General features: G+C 70.7%; 15 protein-coding genes and 1 tRNA gene. 8 read left to right on the top strand and 8 right to left on the bottom strand.

The annotated features are described in order from the left end of the window. The first annotated feature begins 119 nt into the window (after window positions 1-119). The 3 genes from PUW82_RS10600 to PUW82_RS10590 are packed head-to-tail and all read left to right on the top strand — an operon-like array spanning window position 120 to window position 3552. Entirely contained in the window at window positions 120-1751 is a 1632-nt protein-coding gene (locus tag PUW82_RS10600) for an ABC transporter ATP-binding protein (protein WP_274222253.1), read from the top strand. Continuing rightward, window positions 1727-3262 carry a hypothetical protein gene (locus tag PUW82_RS10595; protein WP_274222252.1) on the top strand — a complete coding sequence of 512 codons (1536 nt, stop codon included), beginning with the start codon at window positions 1727-1729 and terminating at the stop codon, window positions 3260-3262. Before PUW82_RS10600 ends, PUW82_RS10595 begins: the two co-directional genes overlap by 25 nt. A 23-nt stretch (window positions 3263-3285) precedes the next feature. Further along, a complete protein-coding gene (locus tag PUW82_RS10590) occupies window positions 3286-3552 on the top strand; it encodes a DUF3039 domain-containing protein (protein WP_274222251.1) in 267 nt (88 codons plus the stop codon). Between the two features lie 38 nt (window positions 3553-3590). Here the strand turns inward: PUW82_RS10590 and PUW82_RS10585 are convergent, their stop codons facing one another. Beyond that, the gene (locus PUW82_RS10585) at window positions 3591-4916 is read right to left on the bottom strand and encodes a nicotinate phosphoribosyltransferase (protein ID WP_274222250.1); all 1326 of its coding nucleotides are present in this window, start codon (window positions 4914-4916) and stop codon (window positions 3591-3593) included. A 38-nt stretch (window positions 4917-4954) separates the two neighbouring features. On the opposite strand from PUW82_RS10585, the gene murI reads away from it, so the two are divergent. Genes murI through rdgB form a run of 3 tightly spaced genes read left to right on the top strand, consistent with a single transcriptional unit; the run spans window position 4955 to window position 7150 of the window. Next, window positions 4955-5797, top strand: coding sequence for a glutamate racemase (murI, locus tag PUW82_RS10580; RefSeq protein ID WP_274222249.1), 843 nt, complete (start codon window positions 4955-4957; stop codon window positions 5795-5797). Between the two features lie 31 nt (window positions 5798-5828). Continuing rightward, window positions 5829-6560: a ribonuclease PH gene (gene rph / locus PUW82_RS10575; RefSeq protein WP_274222248.1), complete on the top strand. Its 732-nt coding sequence runs from the start codon at window positions 5829-5831 to the stop codon at window positions 6558-6560. Next, window positions 6557-7150, top strand: coding sequence for an RdgB/HAM1 family non-canonical purine NTP pyrophosphatase (rdgB, locus tag PUW82_RS10570; protein WP_274222247.1), 594 nt, complete (start codon window positions 6557-6559; stop codon window positions 7148-7150). The genes rph and rdgB overlap by 4 nt, the downstream gene beginning before the upstream one ends. 31 nt (window positions 7151-7181) lie before the next feature. Here the strand turns inward: rdgB and PUW82_RS10565 are convergent, their stop codons facing one another. Then, a complete protein-coding gene (locus PUW82_RS10565) occupies window positions 7182-9575 on the bottom strand; it encodes an ATP-dependent DNA ligase (RefSeq protein ID WP_274222246.1) in 2394 nt (797 codons plus the stop codon). 61 nt (window positions 9576-9636) lie between these two features. Between PUW82_RS10565 and ku the strand changes: the two genes are divergently transcribed. After that, window positions 9637-10590: a non-homologous end joining protein Ku gene (gene ku / locus PUW82_RS10560; protein ID WP_274222245.1), complete on the top strand. Its 954-nt coding sequence runs from the start codon at window positions 9637-9639 to the stop codon at window positions 10588-10590. Here ku and PUW82_RS10555 read toward each other — a convergent pair whose 3' ends face one another. From PUW82_RS10555 to PUW82_RS10535, 5 genes are all read right to left on the bottom strand, one after another. Next, window positions 10591-11409 carry a DedA family protein gene (locus PUW82_RS10555; protein ID WP_274222244.1) on the bottom strand — a complete coding sequence of 273 codons (819 nt, stop codon included), beginning with the start codon at window positions 11407-11409 and terminating at the stop codon, window positions 10591-10593. It abuts the gene before it with no gap. A 51-nt stretch (window positions 11410-11460) separates the two neighbouring features. Continuing rightward, window positions 11461-11542, bottom strand: a tRNA-Leu gene (locus tag PUW82_RS10550). A gap of 12 nt (window positions 11543-11554) precedes the next feature. After that, window positions 11555-12388, bottom strand: coding sequence for a formate/nitrite transporter family protein (locus PUW82_RS10545; RefSeq protein WP_274222243.1), 834 nt, complete (start codon window positions 12386-12388; stop codon window positions 11555-11557). A gap of 97 nt (window positions 12389-12485) precedes the next feature. Then, complete coding sequence (locus PUW82_RS10540; RefSeq protein WP_274222242.1) at window positions 12486-13538, bottom strand: methionine synthase; 1053 nt, start codon at window positions 13536-13538, stop codon at window positions 12486-12488. 17 nt (window positions 13539-13555) lie between these two features. After that, window positions 13556-14548, bottom strand: coding sequence for a putative oxygenase MesX (locus tag PUW82_RS10535; RefSeq protein ID WP_274222952.1), 993 nt, complete (start codon window positions 14546-14548; stop codon window positions 13556-13558). Between the two features lie 119 nt (window positions 14549-14667). On the opposite strand from PUW82_RS10535, the gene PUW82_RS10530 reads away from it, so the two are divergent. After that, window positions 14668-15609 (top strand): LysR family transcriptional regulator, encoded by a 942-nt coding sequence (locus tag PUW82_RS10530; RefSeq protein WP_274222241.1) that lies wholly within the window; start codon window positions 14668-14670, stop codon window positions 15607-15609. Window positions 15610-15628: 19 nt separating this feature from the next. Here PUW82_RS10530 and PUW82_RS10525 read toward each other — a convergent pair whose 3' ends face one another. Then, window positions 15629-16819 (bottom strand): M20 metallopeptidase family protein, encoded by a 1191-nt coding sequence (locus tag PUW82_RS10525; protein WP_274222240.1) that lies wholly within the window; start codon window positions 16817-16819, stop codon window positions 15629-15631. Between the last annotated feature and the right edge of the window lie 3 nt (window positions 16820-16822).

Genomic DNA, 16822 nt, shown 5'->3' with positions numbered 1-16822 from the left:
GAGGTCGCAGTAACCCGTCGTGCCGTTGTGCTTTCGTGACCTTGCTGGTAGCGCAGTTCACAGCTACTCCCGATGACGACGCGCCGGGGCAAACACGGCCCCCTTGATAGGTTGGTCGAGTGACAGCCGAGCCCCCCGCCCCCCAGGATCGACGGCCCGTCACCTCTGTGGTCGATGCCCCCGCACCCCCGCTCCCGCCGGTGCCCGCCGAGGTCGCGGCCGCGGGTCTCGCGGGTGCGCCCCAGGCGACTGCCGCGGTGCCGCCGACGCCCAAACCCCGCCCGCCGCGGAAGCCCGCCACCGCATCGTCCGGCGCGGTTTCCACTGGCTCGGCCGCCAAGAAGCCGCGCAAGCCTCGGAAGCCGCGGCCGGCCACGGCAGCGCCTCCCCTTCCCGAGGTTCCTGCCGCGGTCGCCGCAGCTGCCTTCGTCGCACCGCCGAGCGAACCGACCGATCCCGCCGTCGCGGAGGAGTACGACGACGCGACCGCACCGCCGCAGCCGGAGTCCGACGCGGGCACGGCGCCGGAGCCGGTCGTCGAGCCCGAGCCCGAGCCGGTCGTCGAGCCCGAGCCCGAGGCGGTTGTCGAGCCCGAGCCCGAGGCGGTTGTCGAGTCCGAGCCCGAGCCGGTCGGTGAGCCCGAGCCGGTCGTTGCGCCCGAGCCCGAGGTGGTTGTCGAGCCGGAGCCGGAGCCCGAGCCCGTCGTTGAGCCCGAGCCGATCGTCGAGGCCGAGCCGGAGCCCGAGCCGGTCGCCGAGCCCGAGCCCGAGCCGGAGGTGGTTGTCGAGCCGGAGCCCGAGCCGGTCGCCGAGCCCGAGCCGGTCGCCGAGCCCGAGCCCGAGCCCGAGCCGGTCGCTGAGCCCGAGGCCGACGTCGTCGCGCCCGCGGACACCGACGACACGGCGATCCTCGCGGCCACGAGTGCGCTCGTGGTCGAACCGGACACCGACGCCGGTGACGTATCGAAGCCGGCCGCCGAGGCGCCCCCCGTCGCTCCGGCGTTGCGTCTGCGCGGCGTGACGAAGATCTACGGCGAGACGCGCGCCGTCGACGGCGTCGACCTCGAGATTCCCGCGGGATCGTTCTACGGGCTCGTCGGTCCCAATGGCGCCGGAAAGACGACGACGCTCTCGATGATCGCCGGCCTGCTGCGTCCGGACCGCGGATCGGTCGAGATCGCGGGCATCGACCTCGCGCGCCGACCGTCCCTCGCGAAGCGTCAGATGGGCATCCTCCCCGATCGGCTGCGCACCTTCGACCGCCTGTCGGGACGACAGCTGCTCTACTACTACGGCGTGCTGCGCGGGCTCAAGCCTGCGGTGGTCGAGAACCGTATCGGTGACCTCGCGCGCGCGTTCGACCTCACCGATGCGCTCGGACGAAGCGTCGCGGACTACTCGGCCGGTATGACCAAGAAGGTCATGCTCGCCGGCGCGATGATCCACTCGCCGCGTCTCCTCGTGCTCGACGAGCCCTTCGAGTCGGTCGATCCCGTCTCGAGCGCCGTCATCCTCGACATCCTGCAGAAGTACGTCGCCCACGGCGGCACGGTCATCCTCTCGAGCCACGGCATGGAGCTGGTGCAGCGCGCCTGCTCCGGGGTCGCGGTTCTCGTCGGCGGACGGATCCTCGCGTCCGGGTCGGTCGACGACGTGCGCGACGGTCGCACGCTCGAAGAGCGTTTCCTCGAGCTCGCGGGCGGAACCAGCGCGGTGGAGGGGCTCGAGTGGTTGCACACGTTCTCCGACTGAGACTCGCGCTCCTGGTGGGCGCGCTGCGATATCAGCGCGGTCGCGCCCTCGCCGCCGTTGCGGCAGCGCTGCTGCTCGTGGCGGGTGCGAGCTTCGCCCTGGTCCGCCTGCAGGACGCCCCTATGACGAGCACGCTCGTCGTGCTCGGTATCGGCGGGTCCGCCGTCACGCTGTGCTTCGTCCTGGTGCCGCTCATCGCCCCGGTGCGCGACCCGCTCGATCCGCGCCGCTTCGGCGTGACCGGTCGCGGGTGGCGCTCCGTGGCGGCCGCGACGGCCCTCGCATCGCCCATCAGCCTCCCGTCGGTGGCGTTCATCGCGGTCGCGGTGTCGGCCGCTCGCACCTGGTCGGCGCACGGGGTCTCCGCCACGGCATCCGTATTCGCGGCTGCTCTGCTGGTCGTCACGCACCTGCTGTTCGCGCGGGTCGCCCTCGGGGTCGCCGCCCTCGTCCTCGCCGATCGGCGTTCGCGTGAACTGACGTCGTTGCTGCTCTTGGGGCTGGCCGTCATCGCGATCCCCGTCGCGGTCTTCCTCGCGTCGCTGAACTGGGCGGACGGCGTGCCGCCGGCGCTGCAGTCGGCGGTCGATGCGCTGTCGGTCACGCCGCTCGGAGCCGCGTGGGTGCTGCCGCTCGCCCCGACTCCCGCCGTCGTGGCGGTCGCGATCCTCACCCCGGTCGCTCTCGGGGCCGCGTGGGCGCTCATCGTGCGCCACATGCTGACGCGGACGGAACGGCCGGTCTCGGTGCGCGAGCGTCGTGGTCTCGGCTGGTTCACGGTGACGCCCGGGACGCCCGGGGGCGCCGTCGCCGCCCGCTCGCTCATCTACTGGCTGCGCGACCCCCGTTACCTCGTCGACATCGCCATCATCCCGATCGCCGCGGTCGCCGTGGTGGTCCCGCTCGTGATCGTGGGGGTCTCCCGCGAGACGGCGGCGCTCATCCCGGCGCCGGTCATCGCGCTGTTCCTCGGCTGGCTGGTGCACAACGACCTCGCCTACGACGGCTCGGCGGTCTGGCTGCACATCTCCAGCGCGGTGCGCGGCGTCTCCGACCGCGTCGGCCGTCTGGTTCCGCTGTTCCTCGTCGCGCTGCCGCTCCTGGCGATCGCGATCCCCGTGGGCGTCGGCATCCACGACGACTGGTCGGTGCTGCCGGTCATGGTGGGTGTGTGCAGTGCACTGCTGCTGGGCGGCCTCGGACTGTCGTCGATCGCCTCCGTCGTGGCGCCGTACGCCGTGGCACGGCACGGCGACAGTCCCTTCCAGCAGCCGCAGCGCACGGGCGGAGGGGTGTCGCAGGGCTTCGTGCTGCTGGGGGCGATCCTCACGTCCGTGCCGGCGTTCTGGTGGGGCTGGCGCTTCCTGCAGGGTGTCGCAGACGCGCAGTGGTGGGCCCTCGGGGTCGGTCTCGGCACCGGCATCCTGGTGCTCGTCGTGGGCATCCTCATCGGCGGAGCCGTGTTCGATCGGCGGGGCGACCGGCTGATGGCTTTCGCCGAGACCACCTGAGGGTTCGCGGATAGAATTCCGGCATGAGCACTCCTCTCGACTCTCCCGACCAGGGCGGTCTCGCGACCCTCGACCGTGAGCTCGAGGAGCTCATCCGCGAAGAGTCGATCGAGCCCGGCGACCACGAGCGTTTCTCGCATTACGTCAAGAAGGACAAGATCCTCGAGTCGGCGATGACGGGCAAGCCCGTGCGGGCGCTGTGCGGCAAGAAGTGGACGCCGGGCCGCGATCCCGAGAAGTTCCCCGTCTGCCCCACGTGCAAGGAGATCTACGAGTCGATGATGCGCTGACGCGCCCCGACCCGTTGTCGCGTTCGAGGACACGCGCGTCAGTCGGCGTCGCGGTACACCGTGGGAATCGCGGGCTCGGACCGGCTGAGCGCGAGGGCGCGAACGGGCATCTCCTCGATCACGCGGGCGTGGTGCTCGCGGGCGGCGCGCACGCCGGCCGCGCCGGTCCAGTCGGCGACGGGCCCGCCTGCGGTGAAGAGCTCGGTCTGCAGCGGGCGGGCGTCGGGGTGCTCGGCGGGGGTGTCGAGCGGCTCGAACCCGTCCGAGACGACGACGACCTCTTCCGATGCGGTGCCGTTCGCCAGGACGCGAAAGGCGGATTTCCGTCCGCCGTGCGACACCTTGTCGGCCGACGCCTTGGCGACAGAGAGCCACGATCCGTCGTCGTTCTGGCGTGCGACGAGCTTGTAGACCATGCCCGCCGTGGGGGTGCCCGAGCCGGTCACCAGCGAGGTGCCGACGCCGTACGCATCGACGGGGGATGCCGCCAGCGCGGCGATCGCGTACTCGTCGAGGTCGCTCGTGACGGTGATGCGCGTCCCGTGCGCACCGAGGTCGTCGAGCTGAGCGCGCACGTCCGCGGCGACCGTGGGCAGGTCGCCCGAGTCGATGCGCACGCCGCCGAGGCCCGGCCCGGCGACGCGGACGGCGGTGGCGACACCCTCGGTGATGTCGTAGGTGTCCACGAGCAGGGTGGTGTCCACACCGAGCGCATCGACCTGGCTGCGGAACGCCTCTTCCTCGCTGTCGTGCAGCAGCGTCCAGGCGTGCGCGGCGGTGCCCATCGTCGGGATGCCCCACGTGCGGCCCGCCTCGAGGTTGCTCGTGGCACCGAACCCGGCGATGTGCGCGGCACGGGCGGCCGCGACGGCGCTGCGCTCGTGCGCGCGGCGCGAGCCCATCTCGGCGAGCGGACGGTCGCCGGCGGCGATGGCCATACGGGCCGCGGCGGTGGCGACGGCGGAGTCGTAGTTCAGGATGCTGAGGACCAGCGTCTCGAGCACGACGGCCTCGGCGAAGGTGCCCTCGACCGTGAGAACGGGCGAGCCGGGGAAGTAGAGCTCGCCCTCGCGGTAGCCCGTGATGGTGCCGGTGAAGCGGTAGTCGGCGAGCCAGCGCCGCGTCCGCTCGTCGATCGCACCGTGCTGCTCGAGGTAATCGAGCTCGTCGTCGCCGAAGCGGAAGCTCTCGATCTCTTCGAGCAGACGCCCGGTCCCGGCGACGACGCCGAACCGCCGGCCACCGGCGAGCCGGCGTGCGAACACCTCGAAGACGCATTGGCGGTCGGCCGTGCCGTCGCGCAGTGCCGCCTGCAGCATGGTGATCTCGTACCGGTCGGTGAGCAGAGCGCTGGAGGCCGTCATGTCTGCCACTGTAGCGACGCGGGGTAGGCTCGATGATCGTGAACGACGCGCCCATCGGCATCTTCGACTCGGGCGTCGGCGGGCTCACGGTGGCGCGGGCGGTCTCGCAGCTGCTGCCGCGGGAGTCGCTGCTCTACATCGGAGACACCGCCCACTCGCCCTACGGTCCCAAGCCCATCGCCGACGTGCGTCGGTACGGCCTCGAGGTCCTCGACACCCTCGTCGACGAGGGCGTGAAGATGCTCGTGATCGCCTGCAACACGGCGTCCTCGGCGCTGCTGCGCGATGCCCGCGAGCGCTACGACGTCCCGGTCGTCGAAGTCATCAACCCCGCCGTCCGCACGGCCATCTCGACGACCCGCAACGGACGCATCGGCGTCATCGGGACCGTCGGTACGATCGCGTCCCGCGCCTACCAGGACATGCTCGAGGTGAACGAGCGGCTGTCGGTGTTCGCGGCATCCTGTCCGCGCTTCGTCGAGTTCGTCGAGGCCGGCATCACGCAGTCACCCGAGGTGCTCGCGGTGGCCGAGGAGTACCTCGCACCGCTGCGCGAGGCCGGGGTCGACACCCTCGTGCTCGGCTGCACCCACTACCCCTTCCTCGAGGGCGCGATCAGCTACGTGATGGGGCCCGACGTGACGCTCGTCTCGAGCGACTCCGAGACCGCGAAGGACGTCTACCGCCAGCTCGTCTCGCGGGGGCTGCTCGCGAGCCCGGACGCCGTGCCGCGCCATGTCTACGAAGCGACCGGCGACTCCGCCGACGACTTCCTCGCCCTCGCCGACCGCCTCATGGGCCGGGGCGTGCCCTCGGTGCGTCTCGTGCAGACGGGCGCGATCACCCTGCCGAAGCCGGCTGCGACGCCGCCGGCATCCTGACCCTCATCCGCCGTTCGATCGGAGACACCCCATGACCGATTCCCTGCGCGCCGACGGGCGCACCGCCGACCAGCTGCGCATCGTGACGATCGAGCGGGGCTGGAGCGCCCACGCCGAGGGTTCCGCGCTCGTCAGCTTCGGCGGCACCAAGGTGCTGTGCACGGCGTCGTTCACCAACGGCGTTCCGCGGTGGCTCACCGGTAAGGGCAAGGGCTGGGTCACGGCCGAGTACGCGATGCTGCCCCGCGCCACGAACAGCCGTAACGACCGCGAGTCGATCAAGGGCAAGGTCGGCGGCCGCACGCACGAGATCTCGCGCCTGATCGGACGCGCCCTGCGCGCCGTCGTCGACACCAAGGCACTCGGCGAGAACACGATCGTCATCGACTGCGACGTCCTGCAGGCCGACGGCGGCACCCGCACCGCCGCCATCACCGGCGCGTATGTTGCGCTGGCCGATGCGATCGAGTGGGGTCGCTCGCAGAAGTTCGTCGCGCAGCGCGCGACGCCCCTCGTCGACTCCGTGTCGGCCGTGTCGGTGGGCATCATCGACGGCACCCCGATGCTCGACCTCGCCTACGTCGAGGACGTGCGCGCCGAGACCGACATGAACGTCGTCGTCACCGGCCGCGGCCTGTTCGTCGAGGTGCAGGGAACCGCCGAGGGCGCTCCCTTCGACAAGCGGGAGCTCGATGCCCTCCTCGAGCTCGGTGTCAACGGCTGCGCCGAGCTGCGCGGCATCCAGGCGGCGACGCTCGCATGACGGCCCGCATCGTCCTGGCGACCCACAACCCCCACAAGGTCGAGGAGTTCCACGCCATCGTCGCGGCGGTGCGCCCCGACCTCGCGGTGGTCGGGTACGACGGACCGGAGCCCGTCGAGGACGGCGTCACCTTCACCGAGAACGCCCTGATCAAGGCCCGCGCCGCGGCGGCTCACACGGGGCTGCCGGCCCTGGCGGACGACTCCGGCATCTGCGTCGACGCCCTCGGCGGCGCACCGGGCGCCTTCTCGGCCTACTGGGCGGGGCACCAGAAGGATGCCGCAGCCAACACGGCCCTGCTGCTCGACCAGCTCTCCGACATCGCCGACCCGCGTCGCACGGCGCAGTTCGTGTCGGTCATCGCCCTGGTCGACGGTGAGACCGAGCACGTCGTCGAGGGCGTCTGGCCCGGACGGCTCGCGACGGCTCCGGCGGGCGAGGGCGGCTTCGGCTACGACCCGGTGTTCGTTCCCGACGAGCAGCCCGAACCCGCCCGCACGGTCGCACAGTGGTCGCCGGCCGAGAAGAACGCCGCCTCGCATCGGGCACGTGCCTTCGTGGCCCTGACGGAGCTGCTGCGCGCGCTCTGACCGACCGGCGACGGCCCCTCGGCCGCGGTGTCTACGCCTCGCGCCGCACGTCCTCCGGTGCGCGGTCGGGCCGCAGGCCGCGCCACCGCGCGTGGCGCAGCGTGCCGCCGGGGGTGAACTCGGCGAACTCGACCTCGCCCACGAGCTCGGGTCGCACCCACAGGGCATCGGACGCGTCCGCCGACGGCACCCCTACGAAGGGGTTCCGCTGCGACCGCCGGGGCGAGAGGGCGCCATCGAGACGGGTCAGCTCGGCGTCCGAGAAGCCCGACCCGACGCGGCCGACGTAGCGCAGACCGTCCTCGTCCGGGATGCCGAGCAGCAGCGACCCGATCCCGCCGCGGCGCCCGCCCTTGCCCGGACGGATGCCGCCGACGACGACGTCCTGCGTGCGCGAGAGCTTGACCTTCAGCCATTCCTCCGAGCGGATGCCGGTGCGGTAGCGCGATCCGGGATCCTTCACGACGGCGCCCTCGAGGTCGAGCTCGCGCGCCGCGGTGAGGGCGGCGTCCAGGTCGTCGGTCCGCGGGGGCACCGTCAGCGGGGCGCGCGATCCCGCGGTGGCCTGCTCCAGCAGAGAGCGGCGCTCCCGCAGGGGGCGCGAGGTGAGGTCGAGGTCCCGGCGCCGCAGGAGGTCGAACACGAAGTAGTCCACCGGGGTGCGCTCGCGCTCGCGGGCGATGTCGCGAGCCTTCGTGAGGTGCATGCGGTTCTGCAGCAGCGAGAAGCTCGGACGCCGCGCGCCGTCGAGGGCGACGATCTCGCCGTCGAGGGTCAGCGGCTCGGGTCCGAGGCCCAGGTCGGCGTCGGTGAGCTCGGGATAACGGTCGGTGATGTCGGTGCCGCTGCGCGCGTAGAGCCGCAGCCGCTCGCCGTCCCACTGCGCGATCGCGCGGACGCCGTCCCATTTGAACTCCACCCACGCACCCCAGCGCTCCGCTGCCGCGCGGCCGATGCTCGGCGAGGCCGACACCGCGAGCATCGGCGCCACGGACCCCGTCGCGGGCGTCGTCGCCGTCGTCGGTGCCGCCGCCTCGGCCGAGGCCCGGCCGGCGACCGGGGGCGCAGCGGCATCCGATTTCATCCGGTGCAGCAGCCACTGCGACTTCTCGCCTGCGCCGTTCGTGCGGATGAGCACGAGCCGCGGGGTCTCCTCCGCGCCGCCTCGTCTGCCGTGCAACGTGAAGATGATCTCGTCGTCGCGCCACTTCTCGAGCTCGTAGGTGCCGGTGTCCCAGATGCTCATCGTGCCGGCGCCGTACTCGCCCGCGGGGATGTCGCCCGCGAAGGTGAGGTACTCCAGCGGGTGGGGCTCGGTCATGACCGCGAGGTGGTTGCGATCGGACGAATCGGGGATGCCGCGCGGCACGGCCCAGCTCACGAGCACGCCGTCGCGCTCGAGCCGCAGGTCGTAGTGCAGCCGACGTGCGTGATGCTCCTGGACCACGAACCGTGGCGCCTCGCCGGCGCGGACGGGCGCCGCCGTCGTCGGCATGGGCTCGGGGGTGCGCTCCGCCGAGCGCTTGGCGAGATAGGGCGCGAGCGGTGCCGTGCGCTGCGCCGCCAGGGGAGCGAGCAGATCGCCGACCTGATCGGCGCGCTCGAGCATCTCGTCGAAGCTCAGGTGCCGCAGGGCGGGGTCGTCGAGCTCGTCCCAGGTGCGCGGCGCCGCGACGGTCGGCTCGGCACGCCCGCGCAGCGAGTACGGGGCGATCGTGGTCTTCGACCCGTTGTTCTGGCTCCAGTCGAGGAAGACCTTGCCCGCTCGTGCGCTGCGTGTCATCTGGCTGATGACGAGGTCGGGATGATCGGCCTCGAGGGCGCGCGCAAGCTCCTTGGCGAACGCCGAAGCCTGGTCGCTGGTCTGCTCGCCCGCCAACGCGGCGTAGAGGTGGATGCCCTTGCTGCCGCTGGTGACGGGGAACAGTTCCATCCCCATGCCGGCGAGGATGTCGCGCACCCAGCGGGCCACTTCGGCGCACTCGGCCAACCCGACGCCCGGCCCCGGGTCGAGGTCGAGCACGAGCCGGTCGGGGGCGCCGCGCTCACCGACATCCGTGAACCGCCACTGCGGCACGTGCAGTTCGAGGCTCGCGACCTGGGCGAGGTAGACGAGCGAGGCCACCTCTTCGACGAGGGGGTAGTCCTTCGAGCCGCTCGAATGGTCGATCGGCAGGCGGGGGAGCCATGACGGCGCCCCGCGCTCGAGGTCCTTCGCGAAGAAGTCGGACTGCTCGACGCCCTCGGGCCACCGCTTGCGGGTGACCGGTCGCCGGTCGAGGTGCGGCAGCATCAGCGGCGCTATGCGGGAGAAGTACTCGATGACCTCGCCCTTCGTGGTGCCGGTGGCGGGGTAGAGCACCTTGTCGAGGTTCGACAGGCGCAGGCGACGGCCGTCGACCCGCACCGTCTGCTCTCCTGCCACGACGACAGGCTATTGCGCCACCCGCTGGTCGCGGAGGGTGGTTGCGGTGTGTACTGCTCTCATGAGATCGATCTGGAAAGGCGCCCTGACGTTCGGGCTCGTCAACGTGCCGGTGAAGGTCTACTCGGCGACCGAGGACCACGACGTGTCGCTGCACCAGGTGCACAACGCCGACGGCGGCCGCATCCGGTATCAGCGCATCTGCGAGATCGACGGCGAGGTCGTCCCGTACGCCGACATCGACCGGGCCTACGACGACGGCGACCGGACGGTCGTGCTCACGAAGGATGACCTGGCCTCGCTGCCGTCCGAGCGCAGCCGCGAGATCGACGTCGTCGAGTTCGTCCCGAGCGAGCAGATCGACCTGCTGACCCTCGACAAGGCGTACTACCTCGAGCCCGACTCGTCGTCGCCGAAGTCGTACGTGCTGTTGCGTAAGACGCTCGAGCAGACCGACCGCACCGCGATCGTCCGCTTCTCGCTGCGACAGAAGACGCGATTGGCGGCCCTGCGCGTGCGCGGCGACGTCCTCGTGCTGCAGACGCTGCTGTGGGCCGACGAGGTGCGCGAGGCGGCGTTCCCCTCGCTCGACGAGTCGGTGCGCATCTCGGCGAAGGAGCTCGAGCTGTCGGCATCCCTCGTCGAGAGCTTCTCGAGCGACTTCGACCCGGCCGCGTTCACCGACGAGTACCAGGAGGAGTTGCGCACCCTCATCGAGGCCAAGCTCGAGAAGGGCGACGCGCTCGACACCTCCGAGACCTTCGGCGAGCAGGCCGACACGGACGGTGGCGAGGTCATCGACCTGATGGAGGCACTGCGGGCGAGCGTCGAGCGCAGCCGCGCGGCGCGCGGTGGCTCGTCCGGCGGCGGTGGATCCGCCTCGCGATCATCCGACGACGCTGACGAGGACGGCGGGTCGGAGAAGAGCAGCGCGAAGAAGTCGGCGAGCACGTCGACCGCGAAGAAGTCTCCGACGAAGAAGCCGGCCGCGAAGAAGAGCGCGAAGGCGTCCTGATCAGACGCGCGGCGGCTCGTGCCGGTCCGCGGGAGGACCGACGCGACCCGCCTCGGAACGACCGTGCGGGTGCGGGTGCTGCTCGAAGATCTCGGAGTCGAGGACGAGCTCCTGCGCCTCGTCGGCGTCGGTGAAGTTGTCGGGGCCTGCGGCCATCGCCTTCTTCGACTTCCGCTTCTCTGCGAAGTAGTGCCAGACGATGAAGACGAGGGTGCCGGCGACGGCGACCAGCAGGATGACGTCGATGTACTGCGCGACGAAACTGCCGACGCCGGGGATGAGGCTGACGAGGTAACCGATCATCGTCAGGCCGAAGCCCCAGAGCACGGCCCCGATCAGGTTGTACAGCGTGTAGCGGTGCCAGGCCATCTTCCCCACGCCCGCCGCGACGGGCGCGAAGGTGCGCACGATGGGCACGAAACGGGCCAGGATGACGGTGACCCCGCCGTAGCGCTCGAAGAACGCGTTCGTCCGCTCGACGTTGCGTCGGCTGAACAGCCCGCTCTCTTTGCGCTCGAAGACGGCGGGACCGCCCTTACGTCCGATGACGTAGCCGACCTCACCGCCGAGGAAGGCCGACAACCCGATGAGCAGCGCCACGAGCCACACGTTGATGCCGAAGACGCCGTGCGGTGCGTGCGTGACGGGGTTCGACAGCAGCCCCGCCATGATCAGCAGCGTGTCGCCCGGCAGCAGGAAGCCGACCAGCAGGCCGGTCTCGGCGAAGACGATGAAGCACACCACGAGCAGAGCCCACGGCCCGGCCGCGCTGATGATGGTGGCGGGGTCGAGCCAGGGGATGAGAGCGATCTGATGCACGGTTTTCCCGTCGGGAGAGGATGACTCCGGTACGGGCGAACGCCCGATCCGTGCGGAAGGTGGGACTTGAACCCACACGCCGTGAGGCACAGGAACCTAAATCCTGCGTGTCTGCCAATTCCACCACTCCCGCGGACGGCTCAGTCTAACCAGCCGAGGTCTCTCGGATCTGCGCGCGGGGGGCAGAATTCGGGACATCCCGAACCCGTGGCGATCCGCCCACGAGCCAGTAGCCGGCGCCGACGATCAGCGCGCCGCCGACGAGGTTGCCCGTGCCGACGAGGAGGAGGTTCAGAGCGAAGCCGGGGAGGGTCGCCGACGGGTCGCCGGTCAGCAGCCCGATCGTGAAGGTCGTCATGTTCGCCACGACGTGCTCGAAGCCCGAGGTGATGAAGGCGAGGATGGCGGCGAAGACGACGAGGATGCGGGCGCTCTCGCTGCGCAGCCGCACCGTCATCCAGACGGCGGCGCACACCAGCACGTTGCACAGGATGCCGCGGGCGAACAGCTCGACCGGCCCCTCGTGCGCTTTGGCGGCGAGCATGTCGCTGACCATGGCGCCGGCGGCGGGGTTGCTGTGGAGGACGCCCGACGCGACGATGAGCGCGGCGAAGAGGACCGAGCCGACGAGGTTGGCGCCGAACGTCCAGAGCATCGCCGCGGTCGCCCGGCCCGGACCGACCGCCCGCATCAACGCCGCCTGCGGCAGCGTCATCATCGACGAGGTCACCAGCTCGCCGCCGGCGACGAGGACGATCGTCAGCGCGACACCGAAGACGAGCCCCGACACGAGCTTCGCCCAGCCCGAACCGGCGTCCGCCAGCGGACCGGCGGCGCTGACCATCAGCACGACCCCGACGCCGATGTAGGCGCCGGCGAGCATGCCCGAGACGGTGAACCGAGCGGGGGAGCCCATACCCGCCACCTTGTGGATGCCGTTGTCGGCCTGGGCGTTGAGGGCTGCGGGGATCGAGATCACGGGACGACCGTCCTTCCGCCGCCAGTCTGCGCCGGTCAGAACCGGGAGGAGGGGCGGCGGACCGGGGATAATCGCCAGGCGTGGCGGCCCCCGGCCGTCAGCGCACGGTGGCCACGGCCGATCCCGCGAGCTCTGCGCGCACGATTCCGGTGCCCGCCGCGAGCGCGCTGAGCTTGTCGAAGGCCACCTGCCGGGGGAGGGGGGCCATGCCGCAGTTGGTGCTCGGGATCAGCTTGTCCGCATCGACGAACTCGAGCGCTCGCCGGAGGGTATCGGCGACCTCCTCGGGCGTCTCGACGTTGTGGCCGGCGACGTCGATGGCCCCGAGCATCACCTTCTTGCCGCGGATGAGCTCGATGAGATCGAGCGGTACGTGCGAGTGGTGACTCTCGAGCGACACGACGTCGATGGTGGAGCGCTGCAGGAGCGGGAACGACTCCTCGTACTGGCGCCACTCCGAGCCGAGGGTCGCCTTCCAGGCGTTGTTGGCCTCGATGCCGTAGCCGTAGCAGATGTGGACGACCGTCTCGGCGCGCAGGCCCTCGGCGGCGCGCTCGAGCGCGGCGATGCCCCAGTCCTTCATCTCGTCGAAGAACACGTTGAACGCGGGCTCGTCGAACTGGATGATGTCGACTCCGGCGGCCTCGAGCTCGCGAGCCTCCTGATTGAGGATGATCGCGAACTCCCAGGCCAGCTTCTCGCGGCTGCGATAGTGGCGGTCCGAGAGCGTGTCGATCATCGTCATCGGTCCGGGGAGCGCCCACTTGATGGGCTGGTCGGTCTGCCGGCGCAGGAACGCCGCGTCGTCCACGAAGACCGGACGCCGGCGGCTGACCGCACCCACGACGGTCGGCACGCTCGCGTCGTAGCGGTCGCGGATGCGCACCGTCTCGCGGTTCTCGAAGTCGACGCCGTCGAGGTGCTCGATGAAGGTGGTGACGAAGTGCTGGCGGGTCTGCTCGCCGTCGCTGACGATGTCGATGCCGCGTCGGCTCTGCTCGTGGACCGCCGCGCGCAGGGCGTCGTGCTTGCCCTCGGCCAGGGTGGCGCCCTCGAGCTCCCACGGCGACCAGAGCACCTCGGGCCGGGCCAGCCACGACGGCTTGGGCAGGCTGCCGACGATCGAGGTCGGCAGAAGCGTGTTCGTCATCGCTGATCCTTCCCGGCTCATCGTGCGCTCGCCGGGAAACGCGCGGCCCACCGGGTAAGCGCCTGACGATGAGGTGCGACGAGGTGCTCTTCGGCGTACTTCCCCTGGGCGCTCGCGAGCTGACTGCGCTCCACGCGGTCGTAGGTGATCTCCGTGGGGGTGAAGTCGGCGCGTTCGAGCGAGGGGCGGTAGACGTCCCCCGCGGGTGAATCGGCGTTGTAGATCTCGGGGCGGTAGATCTTCTGGAACGTCTCCATGGTGGCGATCGTGGCGATCAGTTGCAGATCGGTGTAGTCGGCGAGCAGATCGCCACGATGGTAGAACGCGAGCGGCGCAGCGCTGCCGCGCGGCATGAAGTACCGCACCTGCAGGCCCATCTTCGCGAAGTACTCGTCGGTGAGCGAGAACGCGTCCTGCTCGTACTCGACACCCAGGACGGGGTGCCGATTGCCGTTCCGCCGGTAGGTTCTGCTCGTCGAGACGCTGATGCACACGACGGGGGACGGGGCGAAACGCTCACGGTAGGCATCGGAGACGAGGAAGTGCTGGAAGAGCTTCCCGTGCAGGTCGCCGAAGTCCTCCGGGACGACGAACTCGCCGGGCGTCTGCTGTGCCGACGGCAGCAGAATGCTGAAGTCGTAATCGCGCAGGTACGACGAGAAGTTGTTGCCCACGATTCCCGGGTGGCGCTCGCCGGTCACGCGGTCGAGGATGTGGATGTCGAGCACCTCGAGCAGCGGGAACTCGCGATCATCGCCTGCGTCGGCGAACCGCAGGTGGGCCGAGACGATGTCGAGCTCGGCGGTGTACCGGTCGCCCCGCGGGTTGTCGGCACGGGCGAGATCGTTGAGACGGCCGTCGATCATGGCGAGGGCGCCGCGGAGGTTCTCGCGTCGGCGCTCGCCGCGGGCAAGGTTGGCGAAGTTGGTCGTGATGCGCGAGCTCTCGGACGGGGCGTAGTCCTCGTCGAAGCGCGTGGTGGTGATGCGGAACGTGAACTCGTTCGCCATGAGCAGCCAATCAAGCGGAGCCCCGGAGGAGCCGTACGGAAGGTCGTGGCTCCATCGTGCGGTCGCCGCGGTGTCATCGGGTAATTCGCCGTCGCTATCCGGTGCCATAGTCTGTGGCTATGGCCGGCCGTCGAAGCGGAATCACATTGCAGCAGCTGCAGTACTTCATCGAGGTCGCGGCCGAGGGCTCGATCTCGGCGGCATCCGACCTGCTCTACGTCGCGCAGCCCACCATGTCGGCGGCGATGAAGGACCTCGAGAGCCGTGTCGGGCGCGACCTGCTGGTCCGCTCGGCGCGCGGGGTCACTCTCACCCCCGATGGTGTCGAGTTCCTCGGGTATGCGCGTCAGGTCGTCGAGCAGGCCGAGCTGCTCGAGCAGCGGTACCTCGGGCGGCCGCCGTCGCGCCGGCTGCTCGGCGTCTCGACGCAGCACTACTCGTTCGCCGTCGACGCGTTCGTGCGCATGGTCAAGAGCACGGGCGCGCCCGAGTACGAGTTCTCGCTGCGTGAGACCCGGACGTGGGACATCATCGAGGACGTGCGGACTCTCCGCAGCGAGCTCGGCATCCTCTTCCGCAACGATTTCAACCGCCACGTCATCGACAAGCTCCTGCGCGATTCGACCCTGGCGTTCCACCCGCTGTTCGTCGCCGAGCCGCACATCTTCGTCTCGCGCCGCAACCCGCTCGCCTCGCGCCCGCGCGCGACCCTCGACGACCTGGCCGGTCTCCCGCGGCTGACGTTCGATCAGGGCGCGAACAACTCGTTCTACTTCGCCGAGGAGATCCTCTCGACCCGCTCGAGCACGCAGGAGATCCGGGTGTCCGATCGCGCGACGATCTTCAACCTCATGATCGGCCTCGATGGCTACACGATCTCGACGGGCATCATCAGCGACGACCTCGATCCCGAGATCGTCGCGGTGCCGCTCGATGTCGATGAGCGCATTGAGATCGGCTGGATCGGGCACGCCGCGATCCCGCTGACCGAGCAGGCCCAGCGCTACCTGGCGGAGGTGCGGGCCGTCGTCGCCGGGTTCGGAATCGAACTGCTCGGCTGAACGGACGGCCCGCGCCCCGTCAGCGCGCGGTGCGGGCGAAGGCGACGGATGCCAGTGCCGCGGCCTGATCGCCGAGCACCGCGTCGTCGAACACGACGCGGGGGGAGTGGTTCCACTCGGCCGTGCGCAGGTCGGTGTCCGGCGGCGACGTCATCAGGGCGATGAACGTGCCGGGAACCTCGGCGAGGACGAACGCGAAGTCCTCCGACCCCATCATCGGCGAGGGCATGACCACGACCCGCTGCTCGCCGAAGGTGTGGCGCAGCTCGGCGAGCGTCGCGTCGGTCTCGGCGGCGTCGTTGACCGTCACGGGGTACATCGTCTCGAACTCGACGTCCGCGCTCAGCCCGTGGGCCGTCGCGATGCCCTCGATCAGCCGCGGCAGGCCCTCCCGCAGGATCGCCAGCGACGCGGTGGACATGTGGCGCACGGTCGCGGCGATCTCGACCCGCTCGGGGATGACGTTGACGGCGCCCTCGCCGGTCGACAGCCGCGTCACCGACAGCACGACCGGGTCGAAGGCGTCGAAACGGCGCGTGACGAAGGCTTGCAGCGCGAGCACGATCTCGGCGGCCACCGGCACCGGGTCGAGCGTCTGGTGCGGCTGCGACCCGTGGCCGCCGCGGCCCTGGACGGTGACGAACAGCTGGTTCGATCCCGCGGCCACGGCGCCGGTCCGCGTGGCGAACACACCGCGGGGGCCCGGCGCGACGTGAACGGCGTAGGCGGCGACGGGGCGCTCGCCGGCGGCATCCAGCAGCCCCTCGTCGAGCATGATCTTCGCCCCGCCGTGTCCCTCCTCGCCGGGCTGGAACATGAACACGACCGAGCCGTGCAACTCGTCGCGTCGCGCGGACAGCAGCTTCGCGGCGCCCACGAGTCCGGCTGTGTGCAGGTCGTGTCCGCACGCGTGCATGGCGCCGTTGGTCGAGGCGTACTCGAGCCCGGTCGCCTCGTCGATCGGCAGTGCGTCCATGTCGCCGCGCAGCAGCACGGTGGGTCCGGGCAGCGCGCCACGCAGGACCGCGACGATCGAGGTGGTCTTGTCGCCCGTCGAGATCTCGAGGGGCAGACCCGCCAGGGCGTCGAGCACGCGCCGCTGCGTGCGCGGCAGGTCGAGGCCGAGCTCGGGGTCGGCGTGGAGCGACCGGCGCAGGGCGACGAGGTCGGGGAGGATCGCGACGGCGTCCGCCGTGAAATCGGGGGTCATGGG

The sequence above is a fragment of the Microbacterium thalli genome, assembly GCF_028737325.1.
GTDB classification, from domain to species: domain Bacteria; phylum Actinomycetota; class Actinomycetes; order Actinomycetales; family Microbacteriaceae; genus Microbacterium; species Microbacterium thalli.
This window is presented reverse-complemented; position numbering and strand designations above follow the sequence as displayed.